Below are 13053 nucleotides of genomic sequence, written 5' to 3'. Positions count from 1 at the left end.
GAAATCCCCGTCAGTCCATGCCTGTGCCATTGCCGGCCAGGCTGAAGTCATATTTAACCTTGCGGCCTTTTTCTTCGTAATCGATGGCCAGCTGTCGCGTGATATGCAGCGCCACCTTTTTACCCGGCGGTACATAAATGGCGTCGAATGTCTGTCCGTAGCGGGCTTTTACCCAGTCGATCGTTTCCCGCATGCCGCCGGAAAGCGCCTTGCCCAGCACGGCCTGACCGGCATCACCCGTGAGAGTTGAAGTCACGCCACCGTAGGCGTTGGTCTGGCCGGTATTCTGATTTTCCGCCACGGCATCACCCGCCGCACCGGCGGCCGCAAGTGTGGTGATGGTCGGCAGGTAGGTTGAGGCGTTGCTTTTACGCGTGCCTGAAATGCAGGGAATGCCGTTGTCGTCTGACAGCCAGCCAATGCTGCTGTTATTACCGTTCGCGTTGCCGCTGTTCTGATTGCCGCCACTGTTCTGGCCATCCGGAGAAGGCAGCGTCCTGACGGTGCCGTCGGTAAAGACAAACGTGATGCTGGTAATTGACCCGCGCACGCACGACAGCGTCCAGTCCCCCGTAGCGGTACCGGACACGATTGCCCCCTGAACATCGGGAAGCTCGATGCCGTTCGCCGTCAGGTTATCCCTGCCGATCATGACCTTGAAAGGATAGGGATCAGTGACTTTACCATCGATGGGAATACGCCCCAGTAAGGCGGTCATCGCCTGACTGCCTACAAGCGTGGAGTTTTCCGGAAGCGTAAATACCGGGACGGTCGCCTTCTGCGCATCCGTAAGCTGAGTCTGAACCATTGCGGTTGCTTTTCCTGCCGCCTGTTTTCCTGCTTCACCCGCTTCGGAAAACGAAGTGGCAAAGGAGAAACCGGTCGCGTTGTTTCTGTTGCTGTCGGTCACCGGCCGGCCGCTGGCATCAACGGATACCCCGTCTCTGGGCTCAACCCACTGCAGGCCATCAGAAGAAGACGATACGCCGGAAGCGCCGCTGTTCAGCCCGCTGTCGTAGCCCAGCCCGATCGGAATATCACTGCCGGGGCTGCTGGTTTTTCCGGAATCCGTGCCGGCACCGCCATTCTGCAGCTGATCCATCAGCCGTTTGACCTGTGAGCTGAGATCCGTGACCTGAGCGCTGAGCTGCTGGCGTTTCTGCGCTTCCTCATTGCGGGCATTGCTCACCGCCTGGCTGATCTGTGCGTCCACGTTGCTGTTGGTGGTTTTCAGGGCTTTATTTTCGTCAGTGAGTTTTTTGTTATCGTCCGCGAGCGAATCAAGACGGTCCTGAACTTTGCGGAAATTTCCCACCACCGTGCGAAGCGTGTCCTGCGGCGTGTCACCCTCGATCCCCGCAGCCTTGAGGTCTTCCGGCGACAGGTCTTTCAGCGCGGAACTGGCTGCGCTGCCTGTCATCGCCGGATGATTTCCGCCCCCTGAGCAGGATTTCATGCCGACGACAATGGCACCGGCCAGCACCACGGGCACGGCAATTTTAACGATGAGATTAGAGGCAGGTGCTTTCATTATTTTTTTCTCCGCTTACGGCTGTCAGCAGGCTGCTGCGACGGCGGTTCGGCAATGAATGCCCCCTCCGGGCGCCCGGACGTAACCAGATAAAGAACCGTTGTATCCTCGGGCGTACCTGCACGGCCGAGCCAGCGGTGCTGGAAGGTGGCCGTAATAAACTGCCCCTCCAGCGCGCGCGGATCGAGAATCACTTTGCCGGCTGAACGGTTACGGACCTGCAGCGCAACCACGCTGCTGCCCTGCAGGCTCCATCCTGCCATCGGCGTAACGCTGACGGGTTCTGAGGGCATCAGTGTGGTAACAGCGGACGGCAGCTTCAGTGAAACCGGACTGATACCCGGCACCGGCTCAACTGTTCGCAGCGGGCCGTACATGTTCTGAGCCGCATAGCGGGTCAGAACAACAGGCAGAGGGGCATTGAGTTTAGCGGGCTTACGATCCTGCTGGGGAGCATCCACATCCGATTGCTTCGCCTGACGCCCGGTGATGTCCCCGTCGCTGCTGACGGACTGCCTGTCACTGGCTGATACGGTGGCCACTTCACCGTCATAGACAATTTTCACGGGTTCACGCGTGGTTTTACCGGGTGCCGCAGAGACATCCAGCAGGATAATCTCACCGTTCTCTTTGTTCTGCAGCTCAAGTCGCGTCACCGGAAACGCTTCGCTGGCATCAAGATAGACCACGCCGCCGTTGCTCTGGATACGCAGCTTGTTGTTGAGCGAGGGCGGAAAGCCAACACGCACGTTTTTATTCACAAAAACGATACGCTCCTGGCCCACCGTCAGGGGGACCTGCAGCGGGATACGCTCCCATTTCATCAGCTCAACGGCGTTCGCCACACAGGGAAAACATAGGCTGACGAGAAAAATGAGTGAATACTTTTTCATCCGGTTTCCCATCACTTTTTCTCCGGCTCAGGCAGGGTGACAGCTTCAAGCCGCTGAGGCGTAGCCGCATAGCAATCCAGCGCCAGCCCAAAGGGATTGCGCTCCGGATCGCCTTCCCAGCGCACCACTTTCAGGGGATACCGGACCAGCGCGCGCTTGACCGACTCGGTGTGGTAATACTCGTCTGCCACTAAATCCAGCTGCGCGATCCAGTTATCCTGATCGAGAATGGTGACGCTGCGGCTGCTGTAGCCACGGCGGGGAATTTCATACACTACGCGTACGCGGTCCCGGAGTTCATCGCTGTTTTTACGCATCTCTGCGTCTTTATTCAGAAAGTCCTGGCAGGACGGCGTCAGATAAGGGCTCATCTGGGCAATTTTGGCCGGATAATCCACCTCACCATTTTTGGGCCATGAGTTCAGCTGCTGAAAGATATAGAACGCAAAGCTGTATACGGTGGACGGCGGAACCTCCCACCATTTTCGCGTGCTGCCCGATCGCAGGTCCGGTGGGTTATGGATGGTGAGTTCGGAAGGCGCGCGCATCCAGCCAATCCCCGTGACCAGCAGGCCGGCGAACAGCAGCACACAGGCGATGCGAAGCGAAATGATGTGATTATCACGCGCGGTCATACCGTTACGAAACCGGCTCATCGCTCACCTCTCTGCGGCATGGCCCGGGTTCGCTTCATCTCCCACGCCCGGCTGTCGAGTACCAGTGAACGTGAAAGGCGGGCCCGGCAGCGGATTTCCTCCAGCCGCTGCCAGATGTAATTTTCCGGCTTGCCACGTTTATAGCCGGCAATCCAGCCGCCACCCAGGAAGATGACAATGAGCGGCATCAGCAGCATGCAGGTGGGAAATGCCAGCCAGCCGATAAATGGCACCAGCGCCAGCGGCACCGCCAGGGGAATGCCGGCGACGACGCCAATGATGGCCGCCAGAAGAAACTCACCAGACGTGAAGCCTTTCCACACCACGGGCGGATTGTTCAGACGATCAGGAAGGAAGTCGATGACGGCCATGCTGGCTCCTTACAAAATGTCAGAGGCTTTAGTGGCCAGATAGATGACGGCGAGGATGAGAATGATGCCAACCACCCCGTAAAGCAGGAATTCCGTCCAAGAGCCTTTACCCTTACGGATGTCGTGGAAAGAGGTAATGACGGCATGGGCGACCGCGAGGAAGGCCCCAACGCTAATCAACAGCCCCAGTGCCAGCCCGCCCATTTTGGCGTACCCCATCATGGTGTTATAGGTGCCACCGCCACCGCCGGTCGTGGGCTGCTCAACCGGCGGCAGATCAGCAAGCGCCTGACCACTGATGAGAAAACCCATCAGCAACAGCCCGGCGCGTGCGAATGCAGAATGGTAAAGCCTGAGTAATGTGGATTTCATTGAGGTGTCCTTTTAGTGGAAAAACAGAAACAGCGTTGCTAGGTAAAGCACGATTAGCCTTACCGCAAGTTCATTGAACTGACGAAACGTCACGGATTTGGAAGCAATCCCGCGATAGGCCTGAACCAGCGCCCAGGCGCAGAACAGAAGAATGACGACGGCCAGCACCCCCAGAATGAGGGTGTTAAGTTGTCCGGGCGTTAAGCTGCTGCCGGTGCCGGCGCTCCACCCGTTCAGTTGCGCGCCGTTCATCGCCATGCGGGTTCCTCAGCACGATACTGGCCGGTAACAGCGAACTGCCGGGACGCGGGTTGTGCCCTGGAGGGTTCCAGATAGGCGGAAATACCCTGCTTCATGGTGGTGATATCGCGTGTCGCCTGCAGATAGTCGAAATAAAAGCGGGCATCCTGAGTCTGGTTTGCCGCGACACGGGCCCGGTCAAGCCCGGCCTGCACCTGATCCAGCTGACGCATGACAAGCGCCAGCTCGTCTTTCTCGGAGGCGTGACACTGCAGGACGGGAAGTGTGGTTATCAGCAGGGCAATGAGGTTTCTGGTGTGGCGCATGAGGCTCTCCCGGTTATCTGGTCGTCGGGAGAGTGACGCAAAGCAGCGATGCTTACAGCAGGAAATTCTTTATGTACTGTCGAAAATTTAGGTGTAACTGCCCGGGTGCTCAATTTACTCAACGTGCACGTCTTAACATTCAGCTTAGTATATAGACCGTATCATCGGTCACTAAGAGATGTACCAGCTCAGACTTAAACAAACAGTCTGCTTTGAGCGAAAAGCGGACATAACCCCCTTTTACTAACACGCCTGTTTAGCCGAGCACTATTTTCTTTGTAGTCACGATCGTACCAGCAGGCTACAGACTGGCACAATTAGGGGATGTTCAATGCCTATGCTCTGCAACGCATGTAGGTGTTGTTTACGTTCTTTTTCAAGGAACCATGTCGCTGTCCAGGTCGAATTAGGCTGCACGTGTTGTTTAATGGCAGCGAAGTAAGGCATGTCGACCGCCGATAAAGAGTGTCCAACAATGATCACCTCGTTTACCGCGTTGAGTTGAGAGAAAAATGCTTGGCCTGCATACATCACTTCCTCTGTATTTTTGAATGAATGTGTAAAGTACCGATTCAGAGTCTGTTTTCCGCTTTCATATGCAAAATCGTAATTATCAGACATGTGCTGATACCACTGTTCCAGCTCCTCATCCGTTACGTCCGTGGGCGGTTCTTGAGGATGTTCTTTGAAATTTTCTGGATCAATACCATGTCCCAGAATAAGCCTATCCCCAGGTAAGGATGCATTGCCGTGGATGTAAAGAATCTGGCTACTTTTTATGCCGTAATAGCACTCAATAGTTCTGGTATAATTAAAATTTATAAATAGAGCGTTGTTGCATAGTTGCAGTGTTTTATCAGCGGTAAGCTCTGGATATTTAACCTGGGAAATAAACGACGTAAACTGGGTGAAAAGACCATCAGTCAAATTTTCAAGGATTCGCTGCATTTCAATATCAAATGCATGCCAGTCCCTATCACGAAAATCTGGGTCACCCAGATTTGGGAGATAATCGGTAAATGCATCCAGTAAGGCCTGAGAATCTAACCTTGCCAGATTGCTTTCAAATTCACACCACAGAGGATGTTCATCCTTATTCAGTTTATCCATATTTTCAGGCAGGTCCGTGAAACCAACAAACTCAACTAAGTTGTTGTATGAATCCCTCTGGCGCGAACGCAGAAAATAGGCAAAAGAAAAATAGCTGGTATCAAGACCATGGTGTAAATCAAACCCGTTTCCAGTTACGTAAAGCTTCATGGTGCGATGATCCTCTCTGTAATTTGGGGCTCCACCATTTATTATTACTTCTTTTGTATATTAACAGATCTTTGTATTTCTGATGGTATCTTATTTATGCGGATTGACGCTACACTACTACTCGGTATAACCAGAAAAGATGTATCTTATGTCCGCTCCTGGCCCGACGCTGGCTTATTCACGGAGCAGAAGGTCTGCTCTGAGCGATCTGCGTACAATCACTTCCGCTAATTAGCCACTACTTAATTAAAATTCACATTGAAAGCCTGAACTTTTCTATTTTTTGGCCAATAATGTCAGTGGTTGTTCCAGTTGAAGAAGCAATCAGCATATTTTCAACATCTTCATCATCGAAAACTAAAATTAATTTCCCATGTAATATCCATTGTTCTCTTAATGTGGTTTCGCATCCACGGCTATCTCCGCCTTTGCGAGTAAATATCATTCCAAACATTCCTGCACCATGAGGTTTCAAATAATTCGCTATCTGAAGCACCTCATCCTTTTTGATTTTATTAGAATAATTTTTTGCGTCGACCACAATGTAATCAGCTTTGTAATTACTGCGAAGAAATTCCCAGAATCCATCTTTGGCATAGTTTGATAATATAAAATCCCTTCTATTTGTCTTTAAGTAATCGCTGTTTTCAGGCATAGGGGATTGCAGTGGAGGACAAAAGATCTCAGCCAGAATTTCACCTATCAGTTTTTGATATATAGACCATTCTTTCTTTCCAGGTGAGCATTTTTTAAGCCTGTTACTTAGATTTCGAATCTTAAGATTAGATTTACTTTGGCCAACACTCCCAATCAGTAAGTTTAGATATGGGTTGTTCGATTTTCCTATTTCATCACTAAATTCATTAAGTATATAATCAATATCCCAAGCAAAAATATCATGTCTTACAAGTATTTCTTTTATTTTTTCTGGAATTCTTGAAGGGGTTGCAAATATTATTTTCGCGCTAGGGTATATGCTGTTTATTGTTTCAAGTTCATCAATGACCTTATCTATATAAAATTCTGAAATGGCTCTTAAGGATTTGCATTCTACAATTATTTCCTTTTTATCCTCACGAGTCTCCGTAAATTCTGCGTAAATATCAACCTCGATCTTAATCTGATTACCTAGCTGTTTGTTTGTTTCAATGTTCTTATATTTATGGGAGTTCTTTAAAAGATCAATAAGTGCAGTTATGAACTCTCTTTCGTTGAGGATGGACTGATACAATTTAAAATGACAGTTTGGGCAAACTAGAATTAAATTTTCTTCTGTGCTTTCCCCACCAAAAGATTTAGGATAAATATGACTAATTTCCAGTCGTACGTCTTCGTTTGATATGCCACATATTGCACATTTGCCGCTATATTTACTAAAAATCATTTTTTTAAGATTATTATTTATGTTCCTTCTTTCCATTATCTTTTCCTTGTGAGCTTTTTATTCATTTATGTAACATAATCAATGATTACTAAATGAACTTTACACTTAGGTAAATTATCATGCAAGATTCTTTAATCCACATTTTCATCAGCACATAAGTGATAAAGCTACGGTTAAGCCGAAGTTATTGGACAGCGCTAACTGGCCAACTCCTCTTTAGCCAATGGAAGGCGGACTTAACAATGTCCGCTTCTGGCACAAAGCGGACAGACGCGGAGCAAGGTCCGCTATGAGCGAGAAGCGGACACTCGCAGTTATCCGACAGCAGATAAACAATCTGTAAATGAAGCCATGCATTCATTTACAGAGGGCATGTCAAGCTACTGCCTAAACATTTCGATAAACATGTTTACTGCAGGATTGCGTCTGACGCTAGACCAGGCTACAGCGGTTGTGATGACCTTAATATCATTGTCAAGCGGCAGAGTAACGACGTTTGCAGGTGACAGTCTCTCAAGCGAAGAAGGAACGAGCGCAATGCCCTGTCCACAGCTTACAAAGGCAATCTGTGATGCAACCGAGCGCACCTCATGAATGATTCGGGGCGAAAATCCGTGCGCATGGCAGGCGGCAGTAATGCTGTCGAAAAATACAGGGCTCAGCCGTCGTGCAAACATTACCCATTCTTCATCGCATAATGCGTCAAGTGAAACACTGTTCTTTCCGGCGAGATGATGGTCATAGGGCAACGCAACGACCAGGTTATCGCTGGCCAGCGGCAGGGACTCAATATCACTGCCGAGCTCGCCGGTAAGACGCGCAAAGGCCAAATCTATGTCCCCGCTTTGCAATAAAGGTATGGCCTCAGCGCTGTCTATCTCTTTTACCGAAATGGTCAGTTCAGGCACCGCCTTTTTCATTCTTTCCAGGTAAGCCGGCAGCACGTCAAGCATGGCTGTACTGATAGCCCCTACAGTAAGAACGCCCGTATGACCGGCAATAGCTTCGCGAATGGCCATATCGAGGCGTTCAACCTGCTCAGCGAATTTTTTTACTGCAGGAAGGATCGCCTGCCCTGCAGGCGTCAACTGAATCCCTTTCCTCGATCGGTCAAACAGCTGAGTTTTTAGTGAATTCTCCAGCACCTGAATTTGCTGCGTCAGCGGAGGCTGGGTCATACCGAGCCGTTTAGCCGCGCGCCCAAAATGCTTCTCTTCTGCCACAGCCAGAAACAGCCACATGTGCCGTAATATGCGGAAATTAATCATACGCCTCCGATATTTTTTTAATATTAAAACCATCTTCTTTAAATATTTTACCTATCACGATAGTCGTTCAATAGTGTTGTTAAATCAAACACCACAATGGATAGCGTCATGTCATCTCATTCCCTGCTAGACAGACTTGCCCGCCTTGATACCAATACCGTTTCCGACGCGCTCGATTTCCTGGAGCTTCCGGGGGCGACCTACGGACTGCGACCGCTCTGGAATTGTCCCAAAATCGCTGGACGCGCCAGCACCATTCAGCTTGGCCCCAAGACTGATACCAGACCTACTGTTCATCTCATTACACCTGTCATCGATGCGATTTCGACCGACGATCGCGTGCTGGTGATTGCCGGGGGTAAGGAAGGCATCTCCTGCTGGGGAGACATCATTGCTAACGCGGCAAAGGTTAAAAACGTACGTGGTTCAGTTCTGGATGGCATGAGCCGGGACATTGAAGGCAGCGAGGAGATTGGCTATCCGGTGTATGGCCGTGGCATCACCATGATCAGCGCCCGTAACCGCGTCATTCAGGTCGACGCCGGCAATCCGGTCAGCATGGCGGGCGTCACGGTGAAAGAAAATGACTACGTGATAGCTGACCGCTGCGGAACGGTCTTTATTCCGGCTGAACGTGTTGAAGACGTTATTACGCTGGCTGAAAAAATCGCGCAACGTCAGAGCGGCATGGTAGCAGCCGTACGCGCAGGCCGTTCAGTCGCGGAAGTCATGCATGACAGTCAGTTTGAAGCGATTAACCGGGATGACAAGTCATGAACGAAACAGAAAAGCAGCTCCTCGAACTGTTCAGAGGACTTGATACCGCAGGTGTTTCTGACGCGCTCGATAAACTCGGGCTAAGCGGACAGTGTTTCGGCGTCATGCCGCTTGATAACTACAAGCAAGCTGTCGTGGGTTTTGCCTATACCGTACGCTACGAGCCCGCCAGCAATCCTCCCGGGACAGTGGGCGATTTTATCGACGATGTGCCCGCCGGGTATATGGTTGTCATTGATAATAACGGCCGCACTGACTGTACGGTCTGGGGCGATATCATGACGCAGCTTGCCGGCAGCAAAGGCATAAGCGGCACCGTCATTGATGGCGTATGCCGTGACGTGCATAAAGCGTTAGGTGACGGATATCCAGTCTTCTCCAAAGGCCGCTTCATGCGCACCGGTAAAGACCGCGTGCAGGTCAGTGCCATTAACCAGCCCGTATCGATTGGCACGGCGCGCGTGGAAGCGAACGACATCGTAGTAGCGGACGCCAGCGGCGTGGTGATAGTCCCGCGCGGCAGGGCTGAAGAGGTCGCCCGCGTGGCGCATGAGATAGAAAAAACGGAGTCAGCCATTCGTCAGGCACTTACCGAGGGTAAATCACTGCGCCAGGCGCGTTCAGAGCTGGGCTATCACCTGCTGCAGAGGAAAGCATAATGTCATTTTATACAGAAGAGCAGGCACAACGCGCGCTGGATCTGGGCAGCTCAACGCTGTTTGAAGCTTCCGGCCTGAATTGTGCCGCAGACCCGGCAATCAGGGCGGTCTGGCGTGGCATGGGCGTCGCGGCACCTGCTTATCCGCTTGCCTGTTCACCGGGTGATAATCTCGCGCTCCATCTGGCGCTGGAAAAAGTGCCGGAGGGCAGCGTGATGGTTGTGACAACAGATAACTTCATCGCAGGCTACTGGGGGGAAGTACTGACGGTCGCCGCGCAGGCGGCTGGAGTTAAAGGCCTCATTATTGATGGTGGCGTGCGGGATATCGTCGCCGTACAGAAACGCGGCTTTCCGATTTACTCACGCGGTGTCGCGGTACGCGGCACGATTAAAGCGAGCTACAAATCGGTTGGCGAACCCGTCAGCTTTACCGGCATTCCCGTTGTGGCCGGGGATTTAGTGGTTGCCGATGATGACGGCATTGTCGTTATTCCAGCGCAGGAGGTGGTGCGCGTGCTTGAGGCTTCAGAGCAACGTGAGGCAAAAGAGCGGGATATGATGCAGAAACTGGAAGCAGGCAGCACCACGGTTGACCTGATGGGCCTGGCGCACTGGAGAACATAATGACAGCATTGAAGCAGCTTAATCGCTACCTTGAGCGTAGCAATCCGTCCGCCACTTATCGCATCATGGACAAGGTAGCAGAACTAAGGGCGCAGGGACGCGATGTCATTTCACTGAGCGCCGGCGAGCCTGATTTTCCGACGCCAAAACATATATGTGCCGCGGCGATGATGGCGATTCAGAATGGCCATACACGCTATACGCAGGTAGCCGGGCTGAGGGCATTACGCGAGGCCGTGGTGAGCAAATTCCGGCTGGAAAACGGGCTTGACGTCAGCTGGCAGGAAACCCTTATCAGTAATGGCGGAAAGCAGGCTATTTACAACGCTCTGGCCGCCACGCTGAATGATCATGATGAAGTCATTATTCCGGCGCCTTACTGGGTAAGCTATCCGGAAATGGTTCAGTTGTGCGGCGGAACGCCCGTTACGGTAGCCTGCGGACAGGAAAGCGGTTTTAAAATCACGCCTGACTTGCTGGAGGCCGCAATATCGCCGCGTACGCGCTGGATTATTCTGAACTCGCCCTCCAATCCAACCGGTGCGGTTTACAGCAGGGATGAACTGGTGGCGCTTGGAAACGTTTTGCTCAGACATCCGCAGGTTCTCATCCTGTCGGATGATATTTATGAGCATCTCATCTTTGATGACATTGAGTTTGCCACAATGGCGGCGGTTGTGCCCGCGCTCAGGGATCGCACTCTGACGATGAACGGCGTATCGAAAGCGTGGGCCATGACCGGCTGGCGTATCGGGTTCTGCGCAGGACCGCGCTGGCTTATCAGCGCTATGGAGAAGTTGCAGGGGCAACAAACCTCCGGTGCCAGCTCCATTTCTCAGCATGCCGCGCTGGCAGCGCTGACAGGTCCGCGAGATTTCCTTACAACTTCCCGGCAGGCATTCTCAGCACGCCGCGATTTGATGGTCCGCATGCTGAACAGTGCTCCGGGACTGCACTGTGGCATGCCACAGGGCGCGTTTTATGCCTTTGCAGACTGTAGTGGTCTCATCGGTAAAACATCTGAAGCTGGCAGGTACCTCGCTACGGATGAAGATGTGGCAACCGCATTGCTGGAGGAAAAAGGCGTATCCGTCGTCCATGGTAGTGCATTTGGCCTTGGGCCTTATATTCGTATCGCCTATGCCATTGACGACGCTATGCTGAGCCAGGCCTGTCAGCACATCATTGATTTTTGCACAGAAGCATACTGAGAGGCTGCGCTGCAGCAATGCCGCAAGGTTTTGAGGATAATAAAATATGAACAGTGAGTTTCAGAGTCAAACATACACGTTTACTGTCGGCAAAACCGCCCTGGAGGTAGCCGCTATCCAGCGTGCGGGTCAGGGGGAACCAATAGTTTTTCTGCACGGATTTGGATCTACTAAAGAAGATTATGCAGATATTGTTCACTACAGTGAGTTTAACGGGAGGCCTTTCCTGGCCTTTGATGCACCGGGTTGTGGTGAAACGAAGTGTAGTGACCTGACTGCCATTTCTATTCCTTTTCTGGTTGAAACCGCTATTGAGATGATCAACAAGCTCGGCTTTGAACGCTTTCATCTTGTCGGCCATTCGATGGGAGGGCTGACAGCCCTGATTCTTGCTCATCGCTATCCTGAGAGAGTGTTGAGTTTTGTAGATATCGAAGGAAATATCGCCCCTGAAGACTGTTTTTTGAGCCGACAGGTCATTAATTATCCGGCAGGCAGCGACGAAGAGTTTTTTGATAACTTTATTGAGCGCACCCGGCACGCTCCTGCCTGGGCAAGTGCACTTTATTCCGCAAGTCTGCGCTATAAAGTCCGCTCAGGAGCTGTAAGGTATATTTTCAAATCAATGGTTGAATATTCTGATCACGGTGAACTTATGTCTAAATTTCTCAATCTTCCCTGCCCCAGAATGTTCATGTATGGCGAACAGAACGCAAGCCTGAGCTATCTGGACTACATTCAGCAGCGCGGCGTGCAAGTGGCAGAGATTCCCGTTTGCGGGCATTTTCCTATGTATTCAAATCCTGCAGTTATGTGGCATAGCATAAACGAATTTCAGCAGTCATCTTCCTCTGAAGTGATACCATATTGATAGTTAATCAGTTAAAGATAATTTCAACAGTCAGGTGTTCATGCTTATATGACCGCCTTTGTAATCCCTGTTGAGCAATTGCTTTAAATTTTCACTGCTATGTCAGCTTCTGCGCATGAAGTTGACGTATGTTCAAAGCGAGGTTCGTGATAATCGGCAGAAGATTATGAACAATCCGCATCGGGCGTAAACTAATAATGTTATCAGTGAAGTTCTGATGGGTATGGGTAAGCATTACCAGAGTAATTACAGGAGCACTTTGATGAAAGTAGAACTTAAGAACACAACCGGAGAAAACCAGCTTCATGAAGTGGCCTCTCTGGTAATCACGCTGAGTAATGGTGAAACCATAGAAATCAGTGAAGAGAAACAGGGCCGCCCTGCACACCTGGCGGAAGGAATAACCATTTGGGGAGGGCGGATACCGCAGGAGAATGCCAGCCTTGAGAAGCTCAAAGAATCAACACGAATGCTGGGAATATACCCGCTGGCTGCTAATACTATGCATGTTTACCCTTTGAAGAAATAATTTGTAATGACATAAAAACCTCTGCGTGCTGTTTACAGAGGGATGATTAGTGTTTAAATGTCCGCTTCTGGCACTTAAC

Annotated in this window: 16 protein-coding genes; 6 read left to right on the top strand and 10 right to left on the bottom strand. The window is 51.0% G+C overall.

What is annotated here, in order from left to right:
• Positions 1 to 10: 10 nt before the first annotated feature.
• The 10 genes from OXR61_RS06735 to OXR61_RS06690 all read right to left on the bottom strand — a co-directional run bounded on the left by OXR61_RS06735 (position 11) and on the right by OXR61_RS06690 (position 8301).
• Positions 11 to 1531, bottom strand: a complete 1521-nt coding sequence (locus tag OXR61_RS06735) for a TIGR03752 family integrating conjugative element protein (RefSeq protein ID WP_267411486.1) — start codon at positions 1529 to 1531, stop codon at positions 11 to 13.
• Positions 1531 to 2424: a TIGR03749 family integrating conjugative element protein gene (locus OXR61_RS06730; protein WP_267411485.1), complete on the bottom strand. Its 894-nt coding sequence runs from the start codon at positions 2422 to 2424 to the stop codon at positions 1531 to 1533. The genes OXR61_RS06735 and OXR61_RS06730 overlap by 1 nt, the downstream gene beginning before the upstream one ends.
• 11 nt (positions 2425 to 2435) lie before the next feature.
• Complete coding sequence (locus OXR61_RS06725; RefSeq protein WP_267411483.1) at positions 2436 to 3080, bottom strand: PFL_4703 family integrating conjugative element protein; 645 nt, start codon at positions 3078 to 3080, stop codon at positions 2436 to 2438.
• Positions 3077 to 3451 (bottom strand): TIGR03750 family conjugal transfer protein, encoded by a 375-nt coding sequence (locus OXR61_RS06720; protein ID WP_104187948.1) that lies wholly within the window; start codon positions 3449 to 3451, stop codon positions 3077 to 3079. The genes OXR61_RS06725 and OXR61_RS06720 overlap by 4 nt, the downstream gene beginning before the upstream one ends.
• 9 nt (positions 3452 to 3460) lie before the next feature.
• The gene (locus OXR61_RS06715; RefSeq protein ID WP_267411481.1) at positions 3461 to 3823 is read right to left on the bottom strand and encodes a TIGR03745 family integrating conjugative element membrane protein; all 363 of its coding nucleotides are present in this window, start codon (positions 3821 to 3823) and stop codon (positions 3461 to 3463) included.
• A gap of 12 nt (positions 3824 to 3835) precedes the next feature.
• Positions 3836 to 4081, bottom strand: a complete 246-nt coding sequence (locus OXR61_RS06710; protein ID WP_264240817.1) for a TIGR03758 family integrating conjugative element protein — start codon at positions 4079 to 4081, stop codon at positions 3836 to 3838.
• Positions 4072 to 4389, bottom strand: a complete 318-nt coding sequence (locus tag OXR61_RS06705) for an RAQPRD family integrative conjugative element protein (RefSeq protein ID WP_267411473.1) — start codon at positions 4387 to 4389, stop codon at positions 4072 to 4074. Before OXR61_RS06705 ends, OXR61_RS06710 begins: the two co-directional genes overlap by 10 nt.
• A gap of 282 nt (positions 4390 to 4671) precedes the next feature.
• A complete protein-coding gene (locus OXR61_RS06700) occupies positions 4672 to 5649 on the bottom strand; it encodes a bacteriophage abortive infection AbiH family protein (protein WP_267411471.1) in 978 nt (325 codons plus the stop codon).
• A 253-nt stretch (positions 5650 to 5902) separates the two neighbouring features.
• Complete coding sequence (locus OXR61_RS06695) at positions 5903 to 7069, bottom strand: HNH endonuclease signature motif containing protein (RefSeq protein ID WP_267411469.1); 1167 nt, start codon at positions 7067 to 7069, stop codon at positions 5903 to 5905.
• Between the two features lie 344 nt (positions 7070 to 7413).
• A complete protein-coding gene (locus tag OXR61_RS06690) occupies positions 7414 to 8301 on the bottom strand; it encodes a LysR family transcriptional regulator (protein ID WP_267411467.1) in 888 nt (295 codons plus the stop codon).
• A 108-nt stretch (positions 8302 to 8409) separates the two neighbouring features.
• On the opposite strand from OXR61_RS06690, the gene OXR61_RS06685 reads away from it, so the two are divergent.
• The 6 genes from OXR61_RS06685 to OXR61_RS06660 all read left to right on the top strand — a co-directional run bounded on the left by OXR61_RS06685 (position 8410) and on the right by OXR61_RS06660 (position 12974).
• Positions 8410 to 9078 carry an RraA family protein gene (locus OXR61_RS06685; protein WP_267411465.1) on the top strand — a complete coding sequence of 223 codons (669 nt, stop codon included), beginning with the start codon at positions 8410 to 8412 and terminating at the stop codon, positions 9076 to 9078.
• On the top strand, positions 9075 to 9737 hold the full coding sequence (locus OXR61_RS06680; RefSeq protein WP_267411463.1) for an RraA family protein: 663 nt from the start codon (positions 9075 to 9077) through the stop codon (positions 9735 to 9737). Before OXR61_RS06685 ends, OXR61_RS06680 begins: the two co-directional genes overlap by 4 nt.
• On the top strand, positions 9737 to 10363 hold the full coding sequence (locus OXR61_RS06675) for a hypothetical protein (protein ID WP_267411461.1): 627 nt from the start codon (positions 9737 to 9739) through the stop codon (positions 10361 to 10363). The genes OXR61_RS06680 and OXR61_RS06675 overlap by 1 nt, the downstream gene beginning before the upstream one ends.
• The gene (locus tag OXR61_RS06670; RefSeq protein ID WP_267411459.1) at positions 10363 to 11574 is read left to right on the top strand and encodes a pyridoxal phosphate-dependent aminotransferase; all 1212 of its coding nucleotides are present in this window, start codon (positions 10363 to 10365) and stop codon (positions 11572 to 11574) included. The genes OXR61_RS06675 and OXR61_RS06670 overlap by 1 nt, the downstream gene beginning before the upstream one ends.
• 46 nt (positions 11575 to 11620) lie before the next feature.
• Entirely contained in the window at positions 11621 to 12445 is an 825-nt protein-coding gene (locus OXR61_RS06665) for an alpha/beta hydrolase (RefSeq protein ID WP_267411457.1), read from the top strand.
• 262 nt (positions 12446 to 12707) lie between these two features.
• Complete coding sequence (locus tag OXR61_RS06660; protein ID WP_267411455.1) at positions 12708 to 12974, top strand: hypothetical protein; 267 nt, start codon at positions 12708 to 12710, stop codon at positions 12972 to 12974.
• Positions 12975 to 13053 lie beyond the last annotated feature (79 nt).

Origin of the sequence: Pantoea sp. GM_Pan_4 (assembly GCF_026541005.1) — a bacterium.
Taxonomy (GTDB): domain Bacteria; phylum Pseudomonadota; class Gammaproteobacteria; order Enterobacterales; family Enterobacteriaceae; genus Pantoea; species Pantoea dispersa.
This window is presented reverse-complemented; position numbering and strand designations above follow the sequence as displayed.